Genomic DNA, 23,097 nt, shown 5'->3' on the forward strand with positions numbered 1-23,097 from the left:
TCAAGTCATTGTCGCCCCCAAAAAGGGAACCCAAAATGATCGCCATCATCTTCGAAGTCATGCCCGCCGAGGGCCAGAAAGACACCTATCTCGACATCGCAGCCACCATGCGACCGATGGTGGAACAGGTCGAAGGCTTCATCTCGGTCGAACGCTTTCAAAGCCTGACGAACCCGGACAAGCTTCTGTCCATCAGCTTCTTTGAGGATGAAGACGCGGTGCACCGCTGGCGCAAACTGGCCGCGCACCGCAATGCCCAATCCAACGGCCGCAATGGTATATTCTCGGACTACCGCCTGCGCGTCTGCCACGTGATGCGCGACTACGGCATGTTCGACCGCGATCAGGCCCCCGAGGACAGCGTCAAGGCGCATGGCTGACGGCTTCTTCTTTTTGCAAATATGCAAATGCAACATTGCAAACCGCACCGCACCCGAAAAACGCGTCACACCCCCATAGGCCCGAGGCTGCAGGCCGAGACAAAAAGAATGGGCGCCCGAAGGCGCCCATGCAATTCGAATAACAGGTAAACTCAGATCCCGACGTCGATCATCGCTTTTGCAAGGATCGGCACCGACTCCTTGTTGAGACCCGCGATGTTCAGACGGGAATCTCCGACAAGATAAATCGCATGCTCCTCGCGCAGCCGCTCTACCTGTTCGGGTGTCGCCCCGAGCCGCGAGAACATGCCCCGGTGCTGGGCGATGAATCCGAACCGGTCAGAGCCCGACAGGCGCTGCAGCTCAGCGGCGAGTTGTTCGCGCAGGCCAAGCATGCCGTTCCGCATCTCTTCCAGTTCTGCAGCCCATTCCGCGCGCAGCGCATCGTCGGTCAGCACCATCGTAACCAGACGCGCGCCATGATCCGGCGGGAAAGAATAGTTCTGACGATTCAGATAGGCCAAAGTGCCCTGATTCAGCTTATGCGCCGACGGATTGGCCGCGACGGCCATGAGCAGACCAGTGCGTTCCCGGTAGATACCGAAGTTCTTGGAACAGCTTGCTGCGATGATGGTCTCCGGCACCGACGCCGCGATCAGGCGGGTCGCTGCTGCGTCTTCCTCGAGCCCGTCCCCAAAGCCCTGATAGGCGATGTCGACCATCGGCGTCGCACCCGTCTTGATCAGCAGATCAACCAGCGCCTTCCATTCCGACATGTTGAGGTTCGCACCGGTCGGGTTGTGGCAGCAGCCGTGCACAAGGATGATGTCGCCCGGACCAGCCTTGGCGAGGTCTTCCATCATGCCGTTGAAATCCACACCGCGCGACTCCTCATCGAAATAACGATAGGGCACCATGGTCATGCCCATGTGCTTGAGGATCGACAGGTGGTTCGGCCAGGTCGGATCGCTGACGAAGACCTTGGCCTCCGGGTTCGCCATCTTCACCATGTCAAAGCCCTGACGGACGGCACCCGTGCCACCGGGCGTTGCCACAGCCGCCACGTTGGCGCGCGGCACGGCATCGCCCAGAACCATCGCGATCATCGCATCTGCGAAGGCCGGATCACCCGCAAGACCGGTATAGGCCTTGGTGGTTTCGGCCTCCCACAGCTGCTGCTCGGCGTTCTTGATTGCGCGCATGATCGGCGTGTTGCCGGACGCATCCTTGTAGACACCAACGCCCAGGTCGATTTTCCCATCGCGCGGATCGTCGCGATAGGTCTGCATCAGGGCAAGGATTTTGTCAGCAGGTTGTTCCTTGAGGGTCTCGAACATCAATTGTCTCCAGTGGCAACGGGAACCGTGGGGAACATCCCCCATTCGGACCACGAGCCGTCGTAAAGGGAATGGTCGTCTTTGCCCATGCGCGCCATTGCAAGCGACAGGATCGCCGCGGTGACGCCAGAGCCGCATGTGGTGATGGCTGGTTTCGACAGGTCCACACCCGCCGCTTCAAAAATCGCGCGGGTTTCCTCGGGCGTTTTCATCGTCTGATCGGCGTTGAGCAGGCTTGCATAGTGGACGTTTTTCGAACCGGGAATATGGCCGCCGCGCATGCCGGGGCGTGGCTCGGGTTCTTCACCCCGGAACCGTCCGGGCGAGCGTGCGTCGATGATCTCCTGATCGCGCAGCTTGGAGGCAGCAGAGACCTGCGTCACGTCCTTGACCAGATGCGCCTGACGCCGCACCGTCATGTGGCGGTCGCGGATGATCGGAGGCATGTCTTCAAGCTCGCGACCTTCGGCGACCCATTTCGGCAAGCCGCCATCGAGGACCGCGATATCGTTCTGGCCCATCAGCTTGAACAGCCACCAGACACGCGCAGCAGAAAACAGGCCCGCGCCGTCATAAACCACCACCTGATGGCCATCGCCGACACCCATCGCCCGCATCCGCGACATGAACTTTTCGATCGGCGGCGCCATATGCGGCAGGTCAGAGCGGCTGTCAGAGATCTCGTCGATGTCGAAGAACCGTGCGCCGGGGATGTGGCCCTGGGCATATTCGGCCTTTGCGTCCCGTTCGCTTCCCGGCATGTACATCGACGCGTCCAGAATGCGCAGATCGGGGTCGCGCATATGCGAGGCAAGCCAGTCTGTCGAGACCAGCGTTTTCGGGTCGTCCTGTGCCATGTCTGTCGCCGCTTCTTAATGTGATCGGTTCTGCATAGAACTCACCGCCCTGACTCGCAAGGGAGAGGACTGGATCGACGCGGATGTGACTTTCGACTCTAGCGCGACGCCCGATTGCGCAGCGCACCGTATACCACAAGCAGGATCGCACCACCGACTCCGCCAATCACAAGCAAATCGACAAATACATCGAGTTCAAGACTGGGCGCAGGGTCGGTATGCTCTGAATTGTTGGACGAGGCCCCCCGTCTGATTGCCTGATAACCGGCTGCGCCACCCGCCAGGCCGACCAGCGCATTAACCAGTGCTCCATAGTCTATATGCTTGAACATCGCTCCGGCGATCACCCCAACCAACAGGCCGGACATCATCGATATAAAAAGTTCCAAAGATCAGCGCCTCCCTCACACCCCGCATGTGCGAGAGAGCGTGGCTGAAACCTGGTTCGGATTTCAGCGAAAAAGCTGTGTGAAATTCCCCGTCAGCCGGCCGTCTTGAGCAGACGTTGCTTCTGACGGCTCCAATCCCGCTTGGCTTCGGTTTCGCGCTTGTCGTGGTTTTTCTTACCCTTGGCGATGCCGAGCTTCATCTTCACCTTGCCCTTGTCGTTGAAGTAAAGCACCAGCGGCACAATCGTCATGCCCTTGCGCTGAGTCTCGTTCCAGAGGCGTGACAATTCCTTGCGCGACACCAAAAGCTTGCGGCGGCGGCGTTCCTCATGCGGGAACATCGCGCGGTTGTAAGGCGCGATATACGAGTTCACGAGCCACAGTTCGCCCTCTTCGACCGCCGCGTAGCATTCCGTGATGTTCGCGCTGTTCTCGCGCAGGGACTTCACCTCGGAGCCTTGCAGAACAATGCCCGCCTCCAGATCATCCTCGATGGCATAGTCGAACCGCGCGCGACGGTTGTCGGCGATCACCTTGTAGTTCGGATTGTCCTTTGGCTTGGCCATCGCTGCGGTCTCCTTTGCCCGCGAGAGGGGTAGATATATGATGTCGCGCGGGTTTTGAAACCGCTTTTGCGATGCGGACACGGAAAAGGGCGGACCAGATGGCCCGCCCTTTCGCATTTCAGGTCCATTGAACGGTTCAGGAGAACTTCTTGATCTCGCCGGACTTCAGACGCGACCAGTAGCTGTTCAGCTCGCGCTTCACGATGGGCATCAGGACGTAAAGACCGATGATGTTCACCACCGCCATGGCAAAGATCGCGGCATCCGAGAAGTCGATGACCGGGCCAAGGCTGGCTGCTGCGCCAATGACAACGAAGAGGCAGAAGATCACCTTGAAGGTCAGTTCCTGACCCTTGCCTTCACCGAACAGGTAGGTCCACGCCTTCAGCCCGTAATAGGACCACGAGATCATGGTGGAGAAGGCAAAGAGGATCACCGCCAGCGCGAGGATATACTTGAAGCCTCCGATGGACGACGAGAACGCCGCAGAGGTCAGCGCCACGCCGGATGTGTCGCCCACGGTGCGGATCGCGGTGCCCGCTTCATTGAGCACGTAAAGGCCAGTGTTCGGATCCGAGATCAACTGACCGGTGATGATGATCACAAGTGCCGTCATGGTGCAGACGATCACCGTATCGATCAGCGGCTCCAGCAGAGACACGAACCCTTCGGTGATGGGCTCCTTGGTGCGCACCGCAGAGTGTGCAATCGCGGCCGAGCCCACGCCCGCCTCGTTCGAGAACGCGGCGCGACGGAAGCCCTGGATCAATGCACCGACAAGCCCGCCAGCCACACCAAGCCCGGTAAACGCCCCGGCAAAGATCTGGCCAAGGGCCCAGCCGATCTTGTCGTAGTTCATGAGGATAATGATCAGCGCGGTGCCGACATAAATGATCCCCATGAAGGGCACGACCTTTTCGGTCACGCGGGCAATGGATTTCAGACCACCCACGATCACCGCGAACACGATCCCGGCAAAGATAACGCCAGTGATCCAACCGGGGTATTCGCCAAACACATTGGTCAGCTGCGCATGGGCCTGATTGGCCTGGAACATGTTACCGCCGCCGAGCGCCCCGAGAATACAGAAGATCGAGAACATCACCGCAAGGAACTTGCCGCCACCGACGCCGCGTTCGGCGAACCCTTTGGTCAGGTAGTACATCGGACCACCGGACACCGTACCGTTCGGGTATTCGTTACGGTACTTCACGCCCAGCGTACACTCGGTGAACTTGGACGCCATACCCAGAAGACCGGCAAGGATCATCCAGAACGTGGCACCTGGCCCACCGATGCCGATGGCCACCGCCACACCGGCGATATTGCCAAGGCCGACAGTGCCGGATAGCGCGGTTGCCAGCGCCTGAAAGTGGCTGACCTCACCCGCATCGTTCGGGTCCGAATAATCGCCTTTGACCAGCGCGATGGCGTGGCCGAAGGCGCGGAACTGGATCAACCCGAAATAGACGGTGAACACGGTTGCAGCGACCACCAGCCAGCCGACGATCCATGGAAAGTTGGTGCCGGGAAAGTTGCTAAAGATCAGGTTGACGAACCAACCTGTGGAGCTGGCGAAGATGCCGTTGATGGTTTCGTCGATGGATTGTGCCGATGCCGAAAGGGCTGCGACCATGGTGAAACAGACGGCCAGAACCGCCGTTGGAACAAGACGTGTCATCTTTTGGATTTCCTCTGCGGTTATGGAACGATTGTGCAGGGCACCGGAGCGACCTGAACCAGAGAGCCGGCAACCGAGCCGAACACGCGGCTGGACAGTCCGCCATCGCCATCACGGCCGATGACCATCTGCGTGGCGCCTTCCTTCTTGGCGACTTCGCACAACGTTTTGGCGACGTGGCCGTATTTGATCTGGGTTTCCACAGGGACACCTGCGGCTGCGATCATGGCTTTCAGAGGCGCCATCAGCGCCTTTTCCGCGCGATCCAGCTCTTCTTTTCGGCGCGCATGGCGCTCTTCAATCTCTTCTGGTGTCAGGAACGAGTAAGGCGACCATTCCAGAACATGAACGATCAGGATGCTGCCCCCTTGGGCCTGGGCCCGTGATACGGCGAAATCGAGAGCACGTTTTGCAACATCGCTCCCGTCGTATCCCACGACGAATTTCTCAGACATAATGTCCCCCTTTGGAGTGTTCCCGGTCTAACTGCCGGTGCCGACACTCTACCATTAAATGAAAAGCCCATTTGCCTCTTTTTCTGCTCAAGATCGCCCAAACGCCGCAAAAATCTTTCTTTTAGAGAGTGTTTTGCGCAACATTGTCCTGTATCGAAGTGCTTTTGAACAAGGCGCAACCAAAAATAGAGTTTGCGCCAAGGCATCTTTCAGAAATCGGTGTGCAATGCTGTCGCAGGAGCAGGGAAACCTGCATCTGCGCCCTATCTTTCACAGTAACAGACAAAATTACCTTAAAGGATGGCCTTTCATGGACACTCTCATCCTCTCGCGCATTCAGTTTGGTGCGAATATCTCGTTTCACATCCTGTTCCCGACGATCACGATCGCATTGGGCTGGGTACTGCTTTTCTTCAAACTGCGTTTTGCCGGAACAGGTGACCAGAAATGGGTTGAGGCCTATCGCTTCTGGGTCAAGGTCTTTGCCCTCAGCTTTGCAATGGGTGTGGTGTCCGGCATCACCATGTCGTTCCAGTTCGGCACCAACTGGCCGGGCTTCATGGAAAGCGTCGGCAATATCGCAGGCCCACTGCTGGCCTATGAGGTTATGACCGCCTTCTTCCTTGAGGCGGTATTCCTCGGGATCATGCTATTCGGAATGTCGAAGGTGCCAAGCTGGCTACATACACTGTCGACGTTTCTGGTGGCGTTCGGCACGACGATGTCAGCGTTTTGGATTCTCGTCCTAAACAGCTGGATGCACACACCCGCCGGGTTCGAGATGCGCGATGGCGTGGCCTTTGCGACCGACTGGTGGGCCATCATCTTCAACCCGTCCATGCCATACCGCTTGGTCCATATGCTGCTGGCCTCTGGCCTGACCGTGGCCTTCCTTCTGGCGGGTCTGAGCGCGTTCCGTTGGTTGATCGGGGATCGGTCGAACGGCGTCCGCGCGACGCTCAAGACCGGCATGACCATCGGTGCGGTGCTGATCCCGCTGCAAATCCTGGCAGGTGACTTCCACGGCCTGAACGCGCTGGAGCATCAGCCCCAGAAAGTGGCCGCGATGGAAGGCAACTGGGAAACCGGGCCGAACGTGCCGCTGGTTCTGTTTGCCATCCCGAACGAGGAAACCCGTTCCAACGATTTCGAGATCGGCATCCCGAACGGCGCCTCGCTGATCCTCAAACACTCGATTGATGGCGTCGTGCCTGGGCTCAATGACTTCGTGGCAGAGGATGGTACCGTACTGCACCCGCCCGTGGCACCCGTGTTCTTCAGCTTCCGCATTATGGTGGCGACCGGCATGGCGATGCTGCTGCTCAGCTGGTCTGCCGTGTTCTTCATGGCCCGCAAGAAGCGCGGTGTCGAAGGTCTGCCCAAGCCGCTGCTTTGGGCGATGGTGCCGATGGCCTTTTCCGGCTGGGTGGCAACGCTTGCCGGCTGGTACACAACCGAGATCGGTCGTCAGCCATGGCTGGTGCAGGGCGTGCTTACTACGGAAGCCGCTGTGGCTGATGTACCGGCTCCGCTGGTCGCCTCGACCCTGATCGTCTACCTCGCGATCTACGCAGCATTGCTTGCGGCTTATATCGGCGTGCTCTTCTACCTTGCCCGCAAGGCCGCCAAGGGCGAACCGCTTGGAACGCGCATACCAGCGTCAGGCGAAGCCCAAGTCACTGTTGCGGCGGAGTAAGCCATGGACCTTTTCGGAGACCCGGCCACTTGGCTGCCCCTCGCCTTCGCCGCCCTGCTTGGGCTGTCGATCCTCATCTACGTCGTGCTGGACGGGTTTGACCTTGGCGTTGGGGTTCTGTTCCCCTTCGCCGACAAGGATGAAAAGGATCGCATGATCGCATCCATCGGCCCATTCTGGGATGCGAATGAAACATGGCTGGTTCTGGCCATCGGCATCCTGCTGGTGGCGTTTCCATCCGCCCATGGCACCATTCTGACCGCACTGTATCTGCCCGTCGCGGTGATGCTGGTCGGGCTCATCCTGCGCGGTGTCTCGTTTGAATTCCGTGTCAAAGCTCCGTCGCATCACAAGAAGGCTTGGGATTGGGCGTTCTATATCGGGTCAATGATGACCTCGCTCAGCCAGGGTTACATGCTGGGCATGTACATCATGGGGCTGGAGGTGACCGCCTTTACGCTGGCTTTCTCGGCGGTGACGGCCGTGTTCCTCACGGTCGCCTACAGCTTCATCGGCGCGACATGGCTGATCCTGAAGACCGAAGGCGCTTTACAGCTCAAGGCAGTGCAATGGTCCAAAGGCGGGATTTGGGGGGTTGTGCTTGGTATGGGCGCGGTCTCGCTGGCCTCACCTTTTGTCAGCCCGCGCATCTTCGACAAATGGTTCTCCATGCCGGAGTTCTTTTTGCTCCTGCCTCTGCCGCTGATGTCGGGTGCGCTGATCGTGCTTCTGTGGCTGGCGCTGCGCCGCCTGCCCACCAGCGATGACAGCTTTGCGTGGTTCCCCTTCGCGGCAACCATCGTGCTTTTCGTGCTGGGCTTTTTCGGGATGGCCTATTCGTTCTACCCGTTCATCGTGCCCGACCAGTTGACCATCTACGATGCAGCCAGTGCCCCCGAAAGCCTGTTCATCATCCTGATTGGCACGCTCTTCGTGCTACCGATGATCATGGGATACTCCGCGTTGGCCTATGCGGTGTTCCGGGGCAAGGCTACCACGCTCAGCTACGACTAGGGATGCGTTCGCGGCCTGCATCGGTCAATCGGAACACCTCATCCCCCTCGAACACCGCAACGGTCAGCGGGCGCCCATAACCGGCGCCCGTGTCGAGGTTGATCCGGTTCGCATAGCGCTCCGGCGCATCAACGGGGGTATGGCCGTGCACAACGATGGACCCGTGGTTGCGCTTGTCGCTGTGAAACTCCTGCCGGATCCAAAGCAGGTCGTTTTCGACCTGCTGATCCAGCGGAACACCGGGGCGAATGCCCGCATGGGCGAAGAACAACCCGTCTTCGTGATGGGACGTTTTCAACGCCCGCAGGAACGCTTTGTGCGTGTCCGGCACCTCTGCGTGCAAGAGATCGGCCAGATCGGCCTTACGGATGCGGTCCGGCAGGTAGACGCCATAGGACGCGATGGTTTCCGTGCCGCCAATGGCCGGGTGAAACCAGTGATATCCCACAAGAAGATGCGGATCAAAACGTGGACCATCAGGGGCGAGATACCACTCAAAGAACCGGTCATGGTTGCCCTTGAGGCACACCCAATCCAGCCCTGTGGACTGCCCCTGAATAAGTGTATCGATCACGCCTTTGCTGTCAGGGCCGCGATCCACATAATCGCCGAGAAAGACCACGCGTGCGTTGGCGCCACCGTCAGCGTCGATCATCGCCAACGCGTCTTCGAGCATGCCAAGCTGGCCGTGAATATCACCGATCGCGTATATGGTGCGTGTCATGTCCGGTGTGTGGCATGAGGTTGGGAGCGGCGCAATCAGAACCGCCCCCGAAAAGCTTGGATACCGGCGTTAGGCAACATCAAACTGTAGCGGCTTGACCTGCTTGAAAAGCCCGGTCGCCTTGAGCTTGTCCACCACCTTGGTCGGCACCGGTTCATCAACATACAGCAGCGCAATCGCCTCACCTTTGGCGGCAGACCGCCCCAGAGTGAAGTTCGCGATATTGACGTTGTTTTCGCCCATGGTTGTGCCCAGCGTCCCGATGATGCCCGGCACGTCTTCGTTGGTGGTATAGACCATGTGTGCCCCGATCTCGGCGTCGATATTGATGCCCTTGATCTGGATGAAACGCGGTTTGCCGTCACTGAACACAGTGCCCGCGATCGAGCGTTCGCGCTCTGACGTGACGACGGTCACCTTGACGTAGCCGTCAAACGCACCGGATTTCGCCTGATTGGTCGTGCTGATCTTGATGCCCCGCTCCTTGGCGATGAGCGGAGCGCTGACCATGTTCACGTCCGGGTTCACGCGCTTCATGATCCCGGCAATCGCAGAACAGTTCAGCGCCTCGAGATTCATCTCGGCGACCGACCCGTCATAGAGGATGTTGATCGCCTTGATCGGCTCGTCGGTCATCTGGCCGATAAAGCTGCCCAGATGATCCGCCAGCTTGATCCACGGGCCCATGATCTTGGCTTCCTCAGCCGTCACCGACGGCATGTTCAGCGCGTTTTCAACTGCACCGGTCAGCAGGTAGTTGGCCATCTGCTCGGCGACCTGCAGCGCCACGTTTTCCTGCGCTTCGGTTGTGGCCGCGCCAAGGTGCGGGGTGCAGACCACGTTCGGCAGGTTGAAGAGCGGGTTGTCGGTGGCGGGTTCTTCGCTGAACACGTCGAACGCGGCACCAGCCACATGGCCGGATTTCAACAGATCGGCCAGCGCCTCTTCATCTACCAGACCGCCACGGGCACAGTTGATGATCCGCACGCCCTTCTTGGTCTTCTCAAGGTTCTCGCGGCTCAGAATGTTGCGGGTCTGATCCGTCAGCGGAACGTGCAGCGTGATGAAATCGGCACGCTTGAGCAGGTCGTCCAGTTCAACCTTTTCCACCTGCATCTGCTTGGCCTTGTCTTCACCAAGGAAGGGATCATAGGCGATGACCTTCATCTTCAGACCACGCGCCCGGTCGCAAACGATGCCGCCGATATTGCCTGCACCGATCACACCCAGCGTTTTGCCGGTAAGTTCGACACCCATGAATTTCGACTTTTCCCACTTGCCTGCATGTGTCGAAGCAGACGCTTCCGGGATTTGACGCGCACAGGCGAACATCATCGCAATTGCGTGTTCGGCGGTGGTGATCATGTTGCCAAAGGGCGTGTTCATGACGATCACGCCTTTTTTCGAGGCGGCGTCCTTGTCGATATTGTCGGTGCCGATGCCGGCACGACCGATAACTTTGAGGTTGGTCGCGTTTTCAAGGATCGTCGGCGTGACCTTGGTGGCCGAGCGGATCGCAAGGCCGTCATACTGGCCGATAATCTCGGCAAGCTTTTCCTTGTCCTTGCCAAGTTTGGGCTGGAAGTCGACATCAATGCCGCGGTCCTTGAAGATCTGGACGGCTGCATCGGAAAGTTCGTCAGAGATGAGTACACGGGGAGCCATGTCAGTGGTCCTTTGAAAATATGGGAAGAGTGGCGGGCAAATGCCCGCCTTACGCATCTTGGGAAGGTCGGGCTTCAGCCCGGCACGTGTCAGGCCGCTTGGGCGAGCGCCTCGATCTCGGCGTGGAACGCCCAGTCGAGCCACGGCAGCATCGCTTCGATGTCTGCCGTTTCGACCGTGCCACCACACCAGACCCGCAGACCTGCAGGCGCGTCACGATATGCCCCGATGTCCAGCGCGACGCCTTCGGCTTCAAGCCGCTTGGCGACCGCCTTGGCAAATGCCGCACCATCGGTGATCCGGTTATCGGTGAATTTCAGGCAGACCGAGGTGTTCGACCGTGTGGCCGGGTCTTCGGCAAGGTTGGCGATCCAGTCGTTGGCCTCGCAGAAATCCCAGACAGCCTTGGCGTTGGCATCCGCCCGCGCCATCAGCCCCTTGAGGCCGCCAACCGAACGCGCCCAATCGAGCGCCAGCAGGTAATCCTCGACCGCCAGCATGGAGGGCGTGTTGATGGTCTCACCAACAAAGATGCCTTCGATCAGCTTACCACCCTTGGTCATGCGGAAGATCTTGGGCAGCGGCCATGCCGGTTTGTAGGATTCGAGCCGTTCGACCGCACGCGGGGACAGGATCAGCATCCCGTGCGCCGCCTCGCCGCCCAGCACCTTCTGCCAGGAGAAGGTCGTCACATCGAGCTTGTCCCACGGCAGGTCCATCGCGAAGGCGGCCGAGGTGGCGTCACAGATCGTCAGGCCCGCGCGGTCCGCCGGGATCGCGTCGCCGTTGGGCATCCGCACGCCGGAGGTGGTGCCGTTCCAGGTGAACACGACATCGGTGTCATAATCGACCGTCGCCATGTCGACGATCTGACCATAGTCAGCGGTTTTCACCTCAGCGTCGATCTTGAGCTGTTTCACAACGTCAGTGACCCAGCCAGCGCCAAAGGATTCCCAGGCGACCATGGTGGCCTTGCGAGCGCCGAGCAGCGACCACATCGCCATTTCAACCGCGCCGGTATCGGACGCGGGAACAATGCCGATCTTGTAGTCAGCGGGCACGCCAAGCAGCGCGCGTGTCTCTTCGATCGCGGCGTTCAGCTTGACCTTGCCGACACCAGCGCGGTGCGAGCGACCCAGCGGCGCGTCGGCGAGATTTTCCAGTTTGTAAACGGGGGGTTTGGCACAGGGGCCAGAGGAGAACCGCGGATTGACCGGCCGCGATGCCGGTTGTGCAATAGCCATTTTAGCTACCCTTCCAGATAAGCGCCCCTCGTTGGGGAGGGGTGTCCCGCTGCTGCGTTTATGCGTGCGGCGTCAGCCAAGCAAGTCGGAAAATGCGACCAATGCGGCGCATTTGGCATTTCCTTTGCGGCGTCTGTTGCGGATCGGAAACTTTGATCAGTTCGCCATAGGTCGCGACGGCTGGTGGCGCAGACCGGGCGAATTTGGATAGAGAAGTAGAGGTCTGTGCCGTACTTCTGACTGGTCTTTTTTCCGGACCGTCGGTACATCGCCGCCTACCCTGCCTGGAGTCTCTTTATGTTCACAGCCACGTTGATTGCCCGTCCGGGAGCCCTTGATTCCGCGCTTGCCGAAGCGCTGCGCAACGCATGGGGCGGCGGTGATCTGGTCTGGCTGTCCCCGGACGAAGCGGCGGAATTTGACATGCCCTCTGTGCCCGACACCGCCGAGTCCAGTTGGACGGCGCTTCAGGATCAGGGCGTCGATCTGGCGATTCAGCACAGCGCGAATCGGCGCAAGAAGATGCTGCTGGCCGACATGGACAGCACCATGATCCAGCAGGAATGCATCGACGAACTGGCCGAGGTGGCGGGCGTCGGTGCACATGTGAAAGCGATCACCACGCGGGCCATGAATGGGGAATTGGATTTCGAAGGTGCGTTGATCGAACGGGTCGCACTTCTCAAAGGGCTGCCCGAGTCGGTGATCGACGACGTTCTTGCCACTCGCATCACCCTCATGCCCGGTGGCCCTGTCTTGCTGGCCACCATGAAGGCGCAAGGGGCGCATGCCGCGCTGGTGTCAGGCGGGTTTACTGCGTTCACCTCGCGGGTGGCCGCAACGCTTGGCTTTGACGAAAACCGCGCCAACACACTGCTTGTCGAAAACGGCACGCTGACCGGTGATGTATCGCGTCCGATCCTTGGCCGCGAAGCCAAAGTGACGGCACTTGAAGAGATCACAGCGCGACTTGGGATCACCGAGGCCGACGTGCTGGCCGTGGGCGACGGGGCCAATGACCTCGGCATGTTGCAACGGGCCGGTGCCGGGGTTGCGCTGCACGCCAAGCCCAGCGTGCAGGCACAAGCCAAGCTGCGCATCAACCACGGTGATCTGACAGCCCTGCTGTTCCTGCAGGGCTACAGCCGCGCCGAGTTCGTTACGCCAGAAGCCCCGGCGCTGGCCTGATCTCACCGGTCACCAGACCGTCCCAGTTGTGAACGGTCGGAGTCAGGAAGGCTTTGACTTCGGGATTGTCGGCGTCGAGCACATCCAGCTTCACGAGGATCGCAGCAATCGCACATTCCGCGGCACGGGTCGCACCATCTGCCGCCTTGACCGCAACACCCAAGCCACGGGTCGGCAGGATGGCGATGAAGTACCCCTCGGCACCCGTCTTGAGAGCAACCGGCTCTTTGGCAACCCGCATCAGCCGCGTACAGGCCCGGCCTTCGCCAGCGACAAGTTCTGGATGGGTGTGCATCGCCTCGACCAGCCGCGCCCCAGCGGTGCTCATGGTGTCTGAGCGCTGCGAGGCGGTTGCAAACCATGCCATCGCACGGGCCATACCGTGCATCGTGGTGGCAAAGTTTGGCGCGGAACAGCCGTCGATCCCGAACCCCGGGCTTGTTTGATCCGTGACCGTCTCGAACGCCTCAAGGCAGGCTTTCTGAACCGCATGTTCAGGGTCGACATAGTGCGGACCCGCGCCAAGATGCTGGGTCAGGGTCAGGAAGCCCGCGTGTTTGCCGGAACAGTTGTTGTGTACGCGGCAGGGCGACTCGTGCGCGCGGATCATTTCGATCTTGAGATCGGTGTCGCGACTGACCTGCGGCCCACAGCACAGCGCATCGTCGGACAGACCCAGATCGGCCAACCAGCGATTCACCCGGTCCACATGGATCTTCGCCCCCTGATGCGACGCACAGGCCAAAGCCAGCTGTTCGGTCGTCAGACCCCGCGCATCGGCTGCGCCAGATGTCAGCAGAGGCAGCGCCTGGATCATCTTCGACGAACTGCGCGGCAGCACAACGGCGTCAGGATCCCCCCAGGCAGAAACGATCTGCCCCGATCCGTCACAAATCACCGCGTGACCGCTATGGTGGCTTTCGAGAAACGGTCCGCGCCAGACCTCGGCCAAAGCAGCAGGCTGTGCCATAGGTTGCTCCTGTAGGGTTGGGCAAAAAACTGCCAATTGGGCTTTAAAGATCCCCATAAATCAGGCTATTCTCACGCCGTCGAGGGCAAAGTTGCAGTGACATAAGGGGGGTTAACCCCATACTGTGGCAAACAAACGAGTTGAGGCTAAGGACAGTCTGGAGGCTGGACGCATGAATTCATGGATTGGCGGGGCAGTGATCGGTGCGGTGGCGCTGGTGACGGCAGGTATGGGCGCGGCGCAGGAAACAAGCACGAACCGCGTGAATGCCATCACCGACTGGAGCGTGTTCGAAGGACAGGATCCGCGCGAATGCTGGGCGGTGACGACTTACAAGGAAAGCGTGAACACCAAAGACGGACGCGTCGTGGCCGTGACGCGCGGCGAAATCCTGTTGATGGTGTTCTACCGTCCGGGTGCCGAAGTGCAGGGCCAGGTGGCCTTTACCGGCGGCTATCCGTTCGCGCCGGGATCGACGGTCAATGTCAACATCAGCGGCACCGAGTTCGAGTTTTTCACTGAAGGCGAATGGGCATGGCCCGCCACACCGCAGGACGATTCCAAGATCGTCACCGCGATGAAACGCGGGGCTGATGCGGTGATTACGGCGCGTTCGGCACGGGGCACCACGACCAAGGACACGTTCTCGCTTTTGGGGTTCACCGCTGCGGTCGAAGACGCGGAAAAGCGCTGTTCCGGCGGGTAAGCCATCGGCGAGGCAGAGCGATCTGTCTTGGCCCTTTCATATCGATGTCGGTATTTTGGCAGGTCGGACAGGTGTGTCCGGCCCTTTTCTGTCATGGCTGAAATTTGGTCCTTGCAACAAAACTACATTTCTAGTTTTATAGTTTCATGAATCAGATCCAACTTCACGCGCGCGCATTGTCGGCCCTGGGCCATGAAGCCCGGCTTCAGATTTTCCGCGTTCTGGTCAAGGCCGGGCATTCAGGCCTGACTGTAAGCCAGATCGCCGAACACCTTGGCCTGCCTGCCTCGACCCAGGCACATCATCTCAAGATGCTGGTCGACGCCGGATTGGTCGCACAGACGCGACAGGGACGCGAAGTGATCAACACGGTCGATTTCGACAGGATGAACAAGGTGATTGGCTTCCTGTCGGACGAATGCTGCACGGGGTTTGGCGCAAACGCCGACACCGACGCCGCGTAAACAAGGACATACAGAATGGCCGACCTCACATCGAACGCCCCGCCGAACCAGACCTGGATCGCGATCAAGAAACAGAAGGTGTGGATCACCTCTGCTATCCTCTTCATGCTGGTCGCCCTGATATCGCCCTCTCAGGCCCAGGAAAGCCTTGGATTTGTGGTTCAGGCACTTGTGAAAACCGGCCCCTACCTTCTGTTGTCCATCGGCATAGCCGCATGGGCAGTTGCGACCGGGGCCGACAACCTGATCGCCCGCGCCTTTACCGGATCGCCCGCGCTGATGATCTTTCTGGCCGCGCTGGCGGGTGGTCTGTCGCCCTTCTGTTCCTGCGGCGTCATTCCATTGATCGCCGCACTTTTGACGATGGGCGTGCCCTTGTCGGCAGTGATGGCCTTCTGGCTGGCGTCGCCGGTGATGGACCCATCGATGTTCCTGCTGACCTCTGGGGTGCTTGGGTTTGAATTTGCGGTGGCCAAGACGCTGGCGGCGATTGGCCTTGGCGTGGCGGGTGGCTTCATCGTGTACTTTCTGGCTGGCAGCTATGTCCTGCATGACGCCCTACGCGAAGGTGTGGGCAATGGCGGCTGCGGATCGGCCAAGATCCGAAACCCCAAGCCCGTCGTCTGGCGCTTTTGGGACCACGCCGACCGGGTTGAGAAGTTCGGCAAGGAGGCGCTGAAAACCACGCTGTTCCTCGCGCAATGGCTGACACTGGCATTTCTGCTGGAAAGCCTGATGCTGGCCTATATCCCGGCAGAAACCATCACCTCTGTTCTTGGCGGCACCGGCATTGGCCCCATCGCCATCGCAACGGTCGTGGGTGTGCCCGCCTATCTGAACGGCTATGCAGCCCTGCCGCTGATCAGCGGACTGATGGAGCAGGGCATGGCGCAGGGCGCGGGCCTTGCCTTCCTTGTGGCCGGGGGCGTGACATCCCTGCCCGCCGCCATTGCGGTTTGGGCCTTGGTCAAACCCCGGGTGTTCACGCTTTACATCGCCATCTCGCTGGGCGGCGCGTTCCTGATCGGGATGGCCTATCAGGGCTGGACGATGATCTAGGCACAGGGAAGCGTCTTCGAAGACTCTTCCCAAGGCTCTTACAAGAGCCTTTCCCCCGCATTCCCCTTTGGCAAAGCCCAAAGAATCCTATATGTGGCCCATCTCTTTTCGAGAAAGGCTGCCCCCATGACCGGCTCTGCACCGATCACGCAAGACGTTCTGACCATCCCCCGCAAACTGCCGGAGGGCGGCAAGACGAATATTGTCGGCCTGACCCGCGACAAGCTACGCGACGCCTTGATCGCCATGGGCACACCGGAAAAGCAGGCCAAGATGCGGACGGGTCAGATCTGGCAATGGGTCTACCAGTGGGGCGTGCGCGATTTCCACGCCATGACCAACCTCGCCAAAGCCTATCGCGCTGATCTTGACGCGCATTTCGAAATCGCTCTGCCCGAGATCGTGTCGAAACAGGTCTCGGCGGATGGCACCCGCAAATACCTCGTCCGCATCGCAGGCGGGCATGAAGTCGAGGTGGTCTACATCCCCGAAACCGACCGAGGCACGCTCTGCATCTCGTCCCAAGTGGGCTGCACGCTCACCTGTTCCTTCTGCCACACCGGCACGCAGAAACTGGTCCGCAACCTGACCGCCGGGGAAATCATCGGGCAGGTCATGCTCGCGCGCGACGATCTGGGCGAATGGCCTGAACCCGGTGTCGGCACAGGTGAAAACGGCCCGCGCCTGTTGTCCAACATCGTGCTGATGGGCATGGGGGAACCGCTCTACAATTTCGACAACGTGCGCGACGCGATGAAGATCGCGATGGATGGCGAAGGCATCGCCCTTAGCCGTCGCCGTATCACGCTGTCCACGTCTGGCGTTGTGCCGGAAATCGCCAAGACAGCCGAGGAAATCGGCTGCCTTCTCGCTGTCAGCTTCCACGCGACCACGGACGCCGTGCGCGACATGCTGGTGCCGATCAACAAGCGCTGGAACATCGAAACACTGCTGGACGCGCTGCGGGAATACCCGAAAAAATCCAACTCCGAACGGATCACGTTTGAATACGTAATGCTCAAGGACGTGAACGACAGCGATGCTGACGCCCGCCGTCTGGTCAAACTGATCTCGGGCATCCCGGCCAAGATCAACCTGATCCCGTTCAACGAATGGCCGGGCGCGCCTTACCAGCGGTCTGACTGGTCACGCATCGAATCCTTTGCCGACATCATCTACAAGGCCGGCTACGCGTCCCCGATCCGCACGCCGCGCGGCGAAGACATCATGGCAGCCTGCGGTCAGTTGAAGTCGGCCACCGAACGCGAGCGCAAGTCCAAGGCGCAGATCGCGGCGGAAAGCGGGATTTCCTAACCCAAGAGGCAGTGCATCTGTGTTGGGCACGTCCGGCGGTAACCGGGCAATTGGTCATTTGGCCAACAAAACAGCCGGTTTTCCTGATTTTTGAACCAAGACCCCATCATTCGCCTTGATTGCCCAAGGCTCGTTCCTCTATGAAGGAATAATCCTGATTTTTTTAATTAGGTATTAGCTCACCGCGTCCAAACCCGATGCAACAAGGCTCGCCCATGCACCACACTCACATTCTTCTGCCGGACGATGACCTGCGTTCCGCCGAAATCCGCGTGATTGCGCTTCTTCGTGCATGGAACACCAATTTCGATGCGCAAACTGAGATGTGGGATGATCTGAAAACCTCGATGGGAGAGGCCCGCGCGAGATCCTGTCTGCAAGCCTTCGAACAGATGCTTCAGTTGCTGGCGAAACACGGCTGGCGTCCCCTGACGATCATGCCCATGGAGACCAAGGGTATGTCGCCCGACGAAGCCGCCTTGGTGCGTTTCGTGATGGCGTCAACGGAACAAAGGCGCGACGCTGCGTTGGCAGAGGCTGGGTTTCTCGTAGCCCCCAATGCTCTTCTTCCGCTGCTCTGCGCGGCGTCGCGGTTTGGCCTGCCGCTCTTGTGCGAAGAATGCCGGGCGCGGATTTTTGCACCGGCTGCAAAAAGCCCGTTGAACTAGGCGTCCAGCTCCTGCCGCATGATTTCTTGACCTGCCCCCTTGACCTTCCAGCGACTGGAAGCCCTATCTGATCCTTGAACCACAAGGATTCCCACATGACCACTCTCCGCTTTTCCGTCGACAACATGAGCTGCGCAGGCTGTGCAGGCCGCGCCGAACGCGCATTGGCAGCCTCCCCCGGCGTGTCTGAGGCGTCCGTCAACATCGCCAACCACATGGCGCAAGTTACAGGAACCGCTTCGCCCGAAACATTGCGCGCCGCACTCAAAACGGCGGGCTACCCTGCACGCGAAGCCACCCACCGCCTGTCCATCGAAGGCATGACCTGCGCCTCCTGCACAGGCCGCGTTGAACGCGCGCTCGAGGCGATGCCCGGTGTCTTGTCCGCAAATGTGAACCTCGCCACGCAGACTGCGAGCGTCCGTGTTCTTGATGGCGCAGTAACCATCGACGCGCTGGCCCAAACGGTGACGGACGCAGGCTATCCGGCCAAAGCGGTCGACAACGACACCCAGTCGGAACCACCTTCCGAAATCGAACCGTTGCGCCGCGACACGATAATCGCCGCAGCACTCACGCTGCCTGTTTTTCTGACGGAAATGGGTGGCCACCTCTACCCGCCGCTGCATCACGTGATCATGGGCAGCATCGGGATGCAGACCTTTTGGGTGCTGCAATTCCTTCTGATCACACTGGTTCTTGCATGGCCGGGGCGTCGGTTCTTTCGTATCGGATTGCCGCTCCTGGCCAAAGGCAGCCCGGACATGAACAGCCTCGTGGCCCTTGGGACGCTCGCGGCGTGGAGCTATTCAACCATTGCCACGTTTGCCCCGGCGCTCCTGCCCGATGGCACCCGTGCCGTGTATTTCGAAGCCGCCGGCGTGATTGTCACACTGATCCTTGCTGGCCGCTGGATGGAAGCCCGCGCCAAAGGGCGCACCGGCGCTGCCATTCGGCACCTGATCGGGTTGCGTCCCGACACTGTTCTGCTGTCACGGGATGGGGTCTTTACCGAAGTTCCCCTGTCCGAGATTTCCGTCGGCGATGAGATCAAAGTGCTGCCCGGCGGACGCATCGCGGTCGATGGCGTCGTGATCGAGGGCGATTCCTATGTCGATGAATCGATGATCACAGGCGAACCGGTACCCGTCGCAAAAACAACAGATGACAGCGTAACCGGGGGCACGATCAACGGACGCAAGGCGCTCATCTACCGCGCGACGGCGGTCGGCGCGAACACGGTGCTGGCCCGCATCATCGACATGGTCCAGACCGCTCAGGGCGCGAAACTGCCGATACAGGCGCTGGCTGACAAGGTGGTGCGAATTTTCGTCCCCGTCGTACTGGGCATCGCGGCGATCACCGTGGCCATCTGGCTGGCCTTCGGTCCGCAGCCGTCGCTAGGATACGCAATGGTGGCCGGAGTCGCCGTGCTCATCATTGCCTGCCCCTGCGCCATGGGGCTCGCGACCCCAACCTCCATTATGGTGGGCACAGGACGTGCTGCCGAACTGGGCGTGCTCTTCCGCAAGGGAGATGCGCTGCAACGGCTCGACAGCGCCAAGGTCGTGGCCTTCGACAAGACCGGCACCCTGACCGAAGGGCGCCCGACTCTCGCCGATCAGTATACTGCCCCCGGTTGCGATTCGGCAGAGATGCTCCGGCTGGCCGCCGCGGTGGAACAGGGATCGGACCACCCCATTGCGCGCGCTATCCTGTCGGCTGCGCCCACCGATCTTCCCGATGTCACGGACAGCGAGACGATCCCCGGATCGGGTCTCATCGCATCGGTGAGTGGGCAGACTGTGCACGTAGGGTCAGAGCAGCACCTGTTGGATCACGGCGTGAACACCGCGCCTCTCAAGGACAGCATCGCGCGGTTCGCCGAGCAAGGCCAAAGCCTTGTCTGCCTTGCCCGTGACGGACAAGCCCTCGCCGTCTTCGCTGTGGCCGACCAGATCAAACCCAGCGCAAGACCTGCCATAGACGCACTGCACGCTGCAGGTCTCAAGGTCGCGATGATCTCGGGCGACAACGCGGCGGCAGCCAATGCCATTGCGCGCCAGCTGGGCATTGACCACGTCACAGCGGGCGTCCGCCCCGATGGCAAGGTCGATGCGATTAAGGCCCTGCGCGACCAGTTCGGCACCGTGGCCTTTGTCGGCGACGGGATCAACGACGCCCCCGCCCTTGCCGAAGCCGACATCGGGCTCGCCATAGGCACCGGCACCGATGTGGCCATCGAAGCGGCCGACATTGTTCTGTCCTCCGGTCGGGTGTCCGGCGTCGTGAACGCGGTCGACGTGTCAAAGCACACGATGCGCAACATTCGGCAGAACCTCTTCTGGGCCTTTGCCTACAACACCGCGCTGATCCCGGTCGCAGCCGGTCTGCTTTACCCAGCCTTTGGCATCCTGCTCTCGCCGATGCTGGGCGCGGGCGCGATGGCGCTGAGTTCCGTGTTTGTCCTGACCAACGCCCTGCGCCTGCGCAAGATCGCGCCGGTTCAGGAAGACATCTCGACACCCCGCTATACGGAGGCCCCGGCATGAACATCGGAGACGTCGCTCAGAAAGCCGGCCTGCCGCCCAAAACCATTCGGTACTACGAAGACATCGGCCTGATCACGCCCCTGCGCGACACCAACGGCTACCGTGTGTTCCGCGAAAGCGACCTGCACAAACTGGCCTTTCTGGGTCGCGCCCGCGCCTTGGGTTTCACCATCGAGGATTGCCGGACCCTACTGGCTCTCTACGAAGACGACACCCGTGCCAGCGCGGATGTGAAGGACCTCGCCCAAGCGCATCTGGCCAAGATCGAAGACAAGATCGCGCAACTAGAATCGATGCGCCGCACATTGTCCGACCTTGTGAAAAGCTGTGCCGGGGACAATCGCCCCGATTGCCCGATCCTCAGCGATCTGGCGACGGGACAGCATTGATCCGCCTGCTTTTTCTCTTTCCAAATACGCATGCAAGGCCGACACTGTCCGAAACATCCGGACACCGCGCACCGCTGCCACTGGCGGCTTTCCGTGAACGGAAAGCTGCGATGCGTCGACGCATCGCCTGCCCTGCCCTAGCCGATCTCGATGGAGGTCACCTGTCGATACGGGGCATCCGGGGAACACAGGATAGACCCGAACGCAGGCTCATTCACCGCGTTCGGAAAATCCTGCGCTTCAAGGCAAAGCCCGGCAAACCGACCATGCGCCGCACCGGGGCCTTTGGGCAGGGCAGGGGTAAGCGTGTTCGACGTGTAGACCTGCAATCCGGGTCGGTCGGTCCACAGGCGCAGTCCAAGACCATTCGGCGCCACCACTCTGGCTGCCGGACCCGCGCCCTTGGTCAGAATTAGATTCCCGTCCCAACCCTCACCGTCACCAAGGCGGACAGGTGTTCGGAAATCGAAATCCGTGCCCTGCACCGGGTCGATCCGGCCAACAGGCACAAGATCCGGGCCATTGGGCGTATATCGATCCGCGGCGACCGTCAGGGAATGATCCGCCACTGTCCCCTGCCCCGTCAGGTTGAAGTAGAGATGCTGCGCAAGGTTGATCGGCGTCACCCGGTCGGGCAGAGCGTCCATCTCCCAGGTCAGACGCCCACCCTCCAACCGTATGACAACGCGGAAGTCCACTTTTCCGGGATAGCCCTGATCGCCGTCGTCCGACACCAAGCGCAGCTCCACGGCACGATCGCCATCTGGTGACATCTGCCAGTTGCGTTTGCCGATTCCGCCCGGTCCACCATGCAGGTGATGCGGCGGGTTATTGACCGGCAGGGCATATGCCACACCGTCCATCACGAACCGCGCCTGCGCGATCCGGTTCGCCACGCGGCCGCAGATCACCCCCATCCAGGCCGGGTTCTGACGGTAATGCTCCGGCTCTGCGTAACCAAGCACAACGGGAATGCCCCTGACTTGCCAGTCCATTATGGCGCAGCCCAGAGACAAGATCTTTATCTCGGTATCGCCGTCCCGCAGCACATGTGTCGTAATCTGGTCCATTGGGCTCTCCTCAGGCGCACCTGACCGAAGCGACCGAGCAGCGTCAACCCGTACCTGCAGTGACTCACTTCGCGCGGGGCAGGCTCAGCACCGCCCACACCCGGCGATCCAGGATCACGCGACCCAGCGCAATCAGGGCCAATCCCGAAAGCAGCCATTTTGAGACGGTCTCCATGGTGCCGTCGATTTGCACCGCATGCACGACTGTGCCGATCACGATCACGCAGGCCAAGGCGCTGTGCAACACACGCCACAGTCGCAACCGCGCCGCGAACCTGCGACGCAGCAGGCCAAGCAGGGCCGCCGCAAACACCGCCCACATGGCGATCACGCCCCATGCCGAAAACGGTGTCGGTGAAACGAACAGCAGCGCGTCGACCACATCGGGAGGGCTGGTGACCCAAAGTCCTGCAACATGTACAACGACAGCGAGAACCAGAAAGGCGCCGATGACGCGATGCAGGCTGCGCCCCCGCATGCCCCTCAGACCGGGCAGATGACCGCCGACCAGCAAAGGTTGCACAAGCAGCAAGGCCATCCCGGCCACCCCGGCAAACCCCGCCACGATGTAGTCGACCTTGAACAAGGCAATTCAGGCTGTGACGGGTGTGTATAGCGGCTGATTGCGGGGAGCTTTGGTTTCCAAATTTTGGATTGCGTTGAGAATAGCAGCGAGCAGATAGACCAAAAGAGACCTGAGATACCTCAG

23 protein-coding genes are annotated in these 23,097 nt (G+C 60.3%); 11 read left to right on the forward strand and 12 right to left on the reverse strand.

The window, feature by feature from the left end; genetic code table 11:
- Nucleotides 1-35 precede the first annotated feature (35 nt).
- The gene (locus tag JJ869_RS03425) at nucleotides 36-380 is read left to right on the forward strand and encodes an antibiotic biosynthesis monooxygenase (protein ID WP_292264582.1); all 345 of its coding nucleotides are present in this window, start codon (nucleotides 36-38) and stop codon (nucleotides 378-380) included.
- Between the two features lie 152 nt (nucleotides 381-532).
- Here JJ869_RS03425 and JJ869_RS03430 read toward each other — a convergent pair whose 3' ends face one another.
- The 6 genes from JJ869_RS03430 to JJ869_RS03455 all read right to left on the reverse strand — a co-directional run bounded on the left by JJ869_RS03430 (nucleotide 533) and on the right by JJ869_RS03455 (nucleotide 5,665).
- Nucleotides 533-1,717 carry an amino acid aminotransferase gene (locus tag JJ869_RS03430; protein ID WP_292264583.1) on the reverse strand — a complete coding sequence of 395 codons (1,185 nt, stop codon included), beginning with the start codon at nucleotides 1,715-1,717 and terminating at the stop codon, nucleotides 533-535.
- Entirely contained in the window at nucleotides 1,717-2,574 is an 858-nt protein-coding gene (gene sseA / locus JJ869_RS03435) for a 3-mercaptopyruvate sulfurtransferase (RefSeq protein WP_292264584.1), read from the reverse strand. Before sseA ends, JJ869_RS03430 begins: the two co-directional genes overlap by 1 nt.
- Before the next feature lie 98 nt (nucleotides 2,575-2,672).
- Entirely contained in the window at nucleotides 2,673-2,963 is a 291-nt protein-coding gene (locus JJ869_RS03440) for a hypothetical protein (RefSeq protein WP_292264585.1), read from the reverse strand.
- 92 nt (nucleotides 2,964-3,055) lie between these two features.
- Nucleotides 3,056-3,529, reverse strand: coding sequence for an SsrA-binding protein SmpB (gene smpB, locus JJ869_RS03445; protein ID WP_292264586.1), 474 nt, complete (start codon nucleotides 3,527-3,529; stop codon nucleotides 3,056-3,058).
- A 136-nt stretch (nucleotides 3,530-3,665) separates the two neighbouring features.
- Nucleotides 3,666-5,165, reverse strand: a complete 1,500-nt coding sequence (locus tag JJ869_RS03450) for an alanine/glycine:cation symporter family protein (RefSeq protein ID WP_292264603.1) — start codon at nucleotides 5,163-5,165, stop codon at nucleotides 3,666-3,668.
- Nucleotides 5,166-5,230: 65 nt separating this feature from the next.
- Nucleotides 5,231-5,665, reverse strand: a complete 435-nt coding sequence (locus JJ869_RS03455; protein WP_292264587.1) for a universal stress protein — start codon at nucleotides 5,663-5,665, stop codon at nucleotides 5,231-5,233.
- A gap of 310 nt (nucleotides 5,666-5,975) precedes the next feature.
- Between JJ869_RS03455 and JJ869_RS03460 the strand changes: the two genes are divergently transcribed.
- Entirely contained in the window at nucleotides 5,976-7,361 is a 1,386-nt protein-coding gene (locus tag JJ869_RS03460; RefSeq protein ID WP_292264588.1) for a cytochrome ubiquinol oxidase subunit I, read from the forward strand.
- A 3-nt stretch (nucleotides 7,362-7,364) separates the two neighbouring features.
- Nucleotides 7,365-8,375: a cytochrome d ubiquinol oxidase subunit II gene (locus JJ869_RS03465; protein WP_292264589.1), complete on the forward strand. Its 1,011-nt coding sequence runs from the start codon at nucleotides 7,365-7,367 to the stop codon at nucleotides 8,373-8,375.
- Here the strand turns inward: JJ869_RS03465 and JJ869_RS03470 are convergent.
- The 3 genes from JJ869_RS03470 to JJ869_RS03480 all read right to left on the reverse strand — a co-directional run bounded on the left by JJ869_RS03470 (nucleotide 8,362) and on the right by JJ869_RS03480 (nucleotide 12,008).
- Nucleotides 8,362-9,099 (reverse strand): metallophosphoesterase family protein, encoded by a 738-nt coding sequence (locus tag JJ869_RS03470; RefSeq protein WP_292264590.1) that lies wholly within the window; start codon nucleotides 9,097-9,099, stop codon nucleotides 8,362-8,364. The genes JJ869_RS03465 and JJ869_RS03470 overlap by 14 nt on opposite strands.
- Before the next feature lie 69 nt (nucleotides 9,100-9,168).
- A complete protein-coding gene (gene serA / locus JJ869_RS03475) occupies nucleotides 9,169-10,764 on the reverse strand; it encodes a phosphoglycerate dehydrogenase (protein WP_292264591.1) in 1,596 nt (531 codons plus the stop codon).
- A gap of 89 nt (nucleotides 10,765-10,853) precedes the next feature.
- Complete coding sequence (locus JJ869_RS03480) at nucleotides 10,854-12,008, reverse strand: phosphoserine transaminase (protein WP_292264592.1); 1,155 nt, start codon at nucleotides 12,006-12,008, stop codon at nucleotides 10,854-10,856.
- Between the two features lie 297 nt (nucleotides 12,009-12,305).
- On the opposite strand from JJ869_RS03480, the gene serB reads away from it, so the two are divergent.
- Nucleotides 12,306-13,196 carry a phosphoserine phosphatase SerB gene (gene serB, locus JJ869_RS03485; RefSeq protein ID WP_292264593.1) on the forward strand — a complete coding sequence of 297 codons (891 nt, stop codon included), beginning with the start codon at nucleotides 12,306-12,308 and terminating at the stop codon, nucleotides 13,194-13,196.
- Here serB and JJ869_RS03490 read toward each other — a convergent pair.
- Complete coding sequence (locus JJ869_RS03490; protein ID WP_292264594.1) at nucleotides 13,168-14,166, reverse strand: asparaginase; 999 nt, start codon at nucleotides 14,164-14,166, stop codon at nucleotides 13,168-13,170. The two genes, serB and JJ869_RS03490, sit on opposite strands and share 29 nt — an antisense overlap.
- Nucleotides 14,167-14,395: 229 nt before the next feature.
- On the opposite strand from JJ869_RS03490, the gene JJ869_RS03495 reads away from it, so the two are divergent.
- The 7 genes from JJ869_RS03495 (at nucleotide 14,396) to cueR (ending at nucleotide 21,318) form a co-directional block, all read left to right on the forward strand.
- Nucleotides 14,396-14,872 (forward strand): invasion associated locus B family protein, encoded by a 477-nt coding sequence (locus tag JJ869_RS03495; protein WP_292264604.1) that lies wholly within the window; start codon nucleotides 14,396-14,398, stop codon nucleotides 14,870-14,872.
- 146 nt (nucleotides 14,873-15,018) lie between these two features.
- Nucleotides 15,019-15,336, forward strand: a complete 318-nt coding sequence (locus JJ869_RS03500) for a metalloregulator ArsR/SmtB family transcription factor (RefSeq protein ID WP_292264595.1) — start codon at nucleotides 15,019-15,021, stop codon at nucleotides 15,334-15,336.
- Between the two features lie 15 nt (nucleotides 15,337-15,351).
- Nucleotides 15,352-16,395 carry a permease gene (locus tag JJ869_RS03505; RefSeq protein ID WP_292264596.1) on the forward strand — a complete coding sequence of 348 codons (1,044 nt, stop codon included), beginning with the start codon at nucleotides 15,352-15,354 and terminating at the stop codon, nucleotides 16,393-16,395.
- 126 nt (nucleotides 16,396-16,521) lie between these two features.
- The gene (gene rlmN / locus JJ869_RS03510; protein ID WP_292264597.1) at nucleotides 16,522-17,709 is read left to right on the forward strand and encodes a 23S rRNA (adenine(2503)-C(2))-methyltransferase RlmN; all 1,188 of its coding nucleotides are present in this window, start codon (nucleotides 16,522-16,524) and stop codon (nucleotides 17,707-17,709) included.
- Between the two features lie 215 nt (nucleotides 17,710-17,924).
- Nucleotides 17,925-18,377 carry a hypothetical protein gene (locus tag JJ869_RS03515; protein WP_292264598.1) on the forward strand — a complete coding sequence of 151 codons (453 nt, stop codon included), beginning with the start codon at nucleotides 17,925-17,927 and terminating at the stop codon, nucleotides 18,375-18,377.
- A 95-nt stretch (nucleotides 18,378-18,472) separates the two neighbouring features.
- On the forward strand, nucleotides 18,473-20,929 hold the full coding sequence (locus tag JJ869_RS03520) for a heavy metal translocating P-type ATPase (RefSeq protein ID WP_292264599.1): 2,457 nt from the start codon (nucleotides 18,473-18,475) through the stop codon (nucleotides 20,927-20,929).
- The gene (cueR, locus tag JJ869_RS03525; protein WP_292264600.1) at nucleotides 20,926-21,318 is read left to right on the forward strand and encodes a Cu(I)-responsive transcriptional regulator; all 393 of its coding nucleotides are present in this window, start codon (nucleotides 20,926-20,928) and stop codon (nucleotides 21,316-21,318) included. The genes JJ869_RS03520 and cueR overlap by 4 nt, the downstream gene beginning before the upstream one ends.
- 137 nt (nucleotides 21,319-21,455) lie before the next feature.
- Here cueR and JJ869_RS03530 read toward each other — a convergent pair whose 3' ends face one another.
- Both JJ869_RS03530 and JJ869_RS03535 read right to left on the reverse strand, forming a co-directional pair.
- Nucleotides 21,456-22,388, reverse strand: a complete 933-nt coding sequence (locus JJ869_RS03530; RefSeq protein WP_292264601.1) for an aldose epimerase family protein — start codon at nucleotides 22,386-22,388, stop codon at nucleotides 21,456-21,458.
- Between the two features lie 64 nt (nucleotides 22,389-22,452).
- The gene (locus JJ869_RS03535; protein ID WP_292264602.1) at nucleotides 22,453-22,974 is read right to left on the reverse strand and encodes a ferric reductase-like transmembrane domain-containing protein; all 522 of its coding nucleotides are present in this window, start codon (nucleotides 22,972-22,974) and stop codon (nucleotides 22,453-22,455) included.
- Nucleotides 22,975-23,097: the final 123 nt, after the last annotated feature.

Source organism: Marivita sp., from assembly GCF_017643905.1.
In the GTDB taxonomy this organism is placed as follows: domain Bacteria; phylum Pseudomonadota; class Alphaproteobacteria; order Rhodobacterales; family Rhodobacteraceae; genus Marivita.

Bases quoted from the DNA above. Each gene is read 5' to 3' on its own strand.
- JJ869_RS03425 (WP_292264582.1), top strand. From the start codon at position 36: ATGATCGCCATCATCTTCGAAGTCATGCCCGCCGAGGGCCAGAAAGAC.
- JJ869_RS03430 (WP_292264583.1), bottom strand. From the start codon at position 1,717: ATGTTCGAGACCCTCAAGGAACAACCTGCTGACAAAATCCTTGCCCTG.
- sseA (WP_292264584.1), bottom strand. From the start codon at position 2,574: ATGGCACAGGACGACCCGAAAACGCTGGTCTCGACAGACTGGCTTGCC.
- smpB (WP_292264586.1), bottom strand. From the start codon at position 3,529: ATGGCCAAGCCAAAGGACAATCCGAACTACAAGGTGATCGCCGACAAC.
- JJ869_RS03450 (WP_292264603.1), bottom strand. From the start codon at position 5,165: ATGGTCGCAGCCCTTTCGGCATCGGCACAATCCATCGACGAAACCATC.
- JJ869_RS03455 (WP_292264587.1), bottom strand. From the start codon at position 5,665: ATGTCTGAGAAATTCGTCGTGGGATACGACGGGAGCGATGTTGCAAAA.
- JJ869_RS03460 (WP_292264588.1), top strand. From the start codon at position 5,976: ATGGACACTCTCATCCTCTCGCGCATTCAGTTTGGTGCGAATATCTCG.
- JJ869_RS03465 (WP_292264589.1), top strand. From the start codon at position 7,365: ATGGACCTTTTCGGAGACCCGGCCACTTGGCTGCCCCTCGCCTTCGCC.
- JJ869_RS03470 (WP_292264590.1), bottom strand. From the start codon at position 9,099: ATGACACGCACCATATACGCGATCGGTGATATTCACGGCCAGCTTGGC.
- serA (WP_292264591.1), bottom strand. From the start codon at position 10,764: ATGGCTCCCCGTGTACTCATCTCTGACGAACTTTCCGATGCAGCCGTC.
- JJ869_RS03480 (WP_292264592.1), bottom strand. From the start codon at position 12,008: ATGGCTATTGCACAACCGGCATCGCGGCCGGTCAATCCGCGGTTCTCC.
- serB (WP_292264593.1), top strand. From the start codon at position 12,306: ATGTTCACAGCCACGTTGATTGCCCGTCCGGGAGCCCTTGATTCCGCG.
- JJ869_RS03490 (WP_292264594.1), bottom strand. From the start codon at position 14,166: ATGGCACAGCCTGCTGCTTTGGCCGAGGTCTGGCGCGGACCGTTTCTC.
- JJ869_RS03495 (WP_292264604.1), top strand. From the start codon at position 14,396: ATGGGCGCGGCGCAGGAAACAAGCACGAACCGCGTGAATGCCATCACC.
- JJ869_RS03500 (WP_292264595.1), top strand. From the start codon at position 15,019: ATGAATCAGATCCAACTTCACGCGCGCGCATTGTCGGCCCTGGGCCAT.
- JJ869_RS03505 (WP_292264596.1), top strand. From the start codon at position 15,352: ATGGCCGACCTCACATCGAACGCCCCGCCGAACCAGACCTGGATCGCG.
- rlmN (WP_292264597.1), top strand. From the start codon at position 16,522: ATGACCGGCTCTGCACCGATCACGCAAGACGTTCTGACCATCCCCCGC.
- JJ869_RS03515 (WP_292264598.1), top strand. From the start codon at position 17,925: ATGCACCACACTCACATTCTTCTGCCGGACGATGACCTGCGTTCCGCC.
- JJ869_RS03520 (WP_292264599.1), top strand. From the start codon at position 18,473: ATGACCACTCTCCGCTTTTCCGTCGACAACATGAGCTGCGCAGGCTGT.
- cueR (WP_292264600.1), top strand. From the start codon at position 20,926: ATGAACATCGGAGACGTCGCTCAGAAAGCCGGCCTGCCGCCCAAAACC.
- JJ869_RS03530 (WP_292264601.1), bottom strand. From the start codon at position 22,388: ATGGACCAGATTACGACACATGTGCTGCGGGACGGCGATACCGAGATA.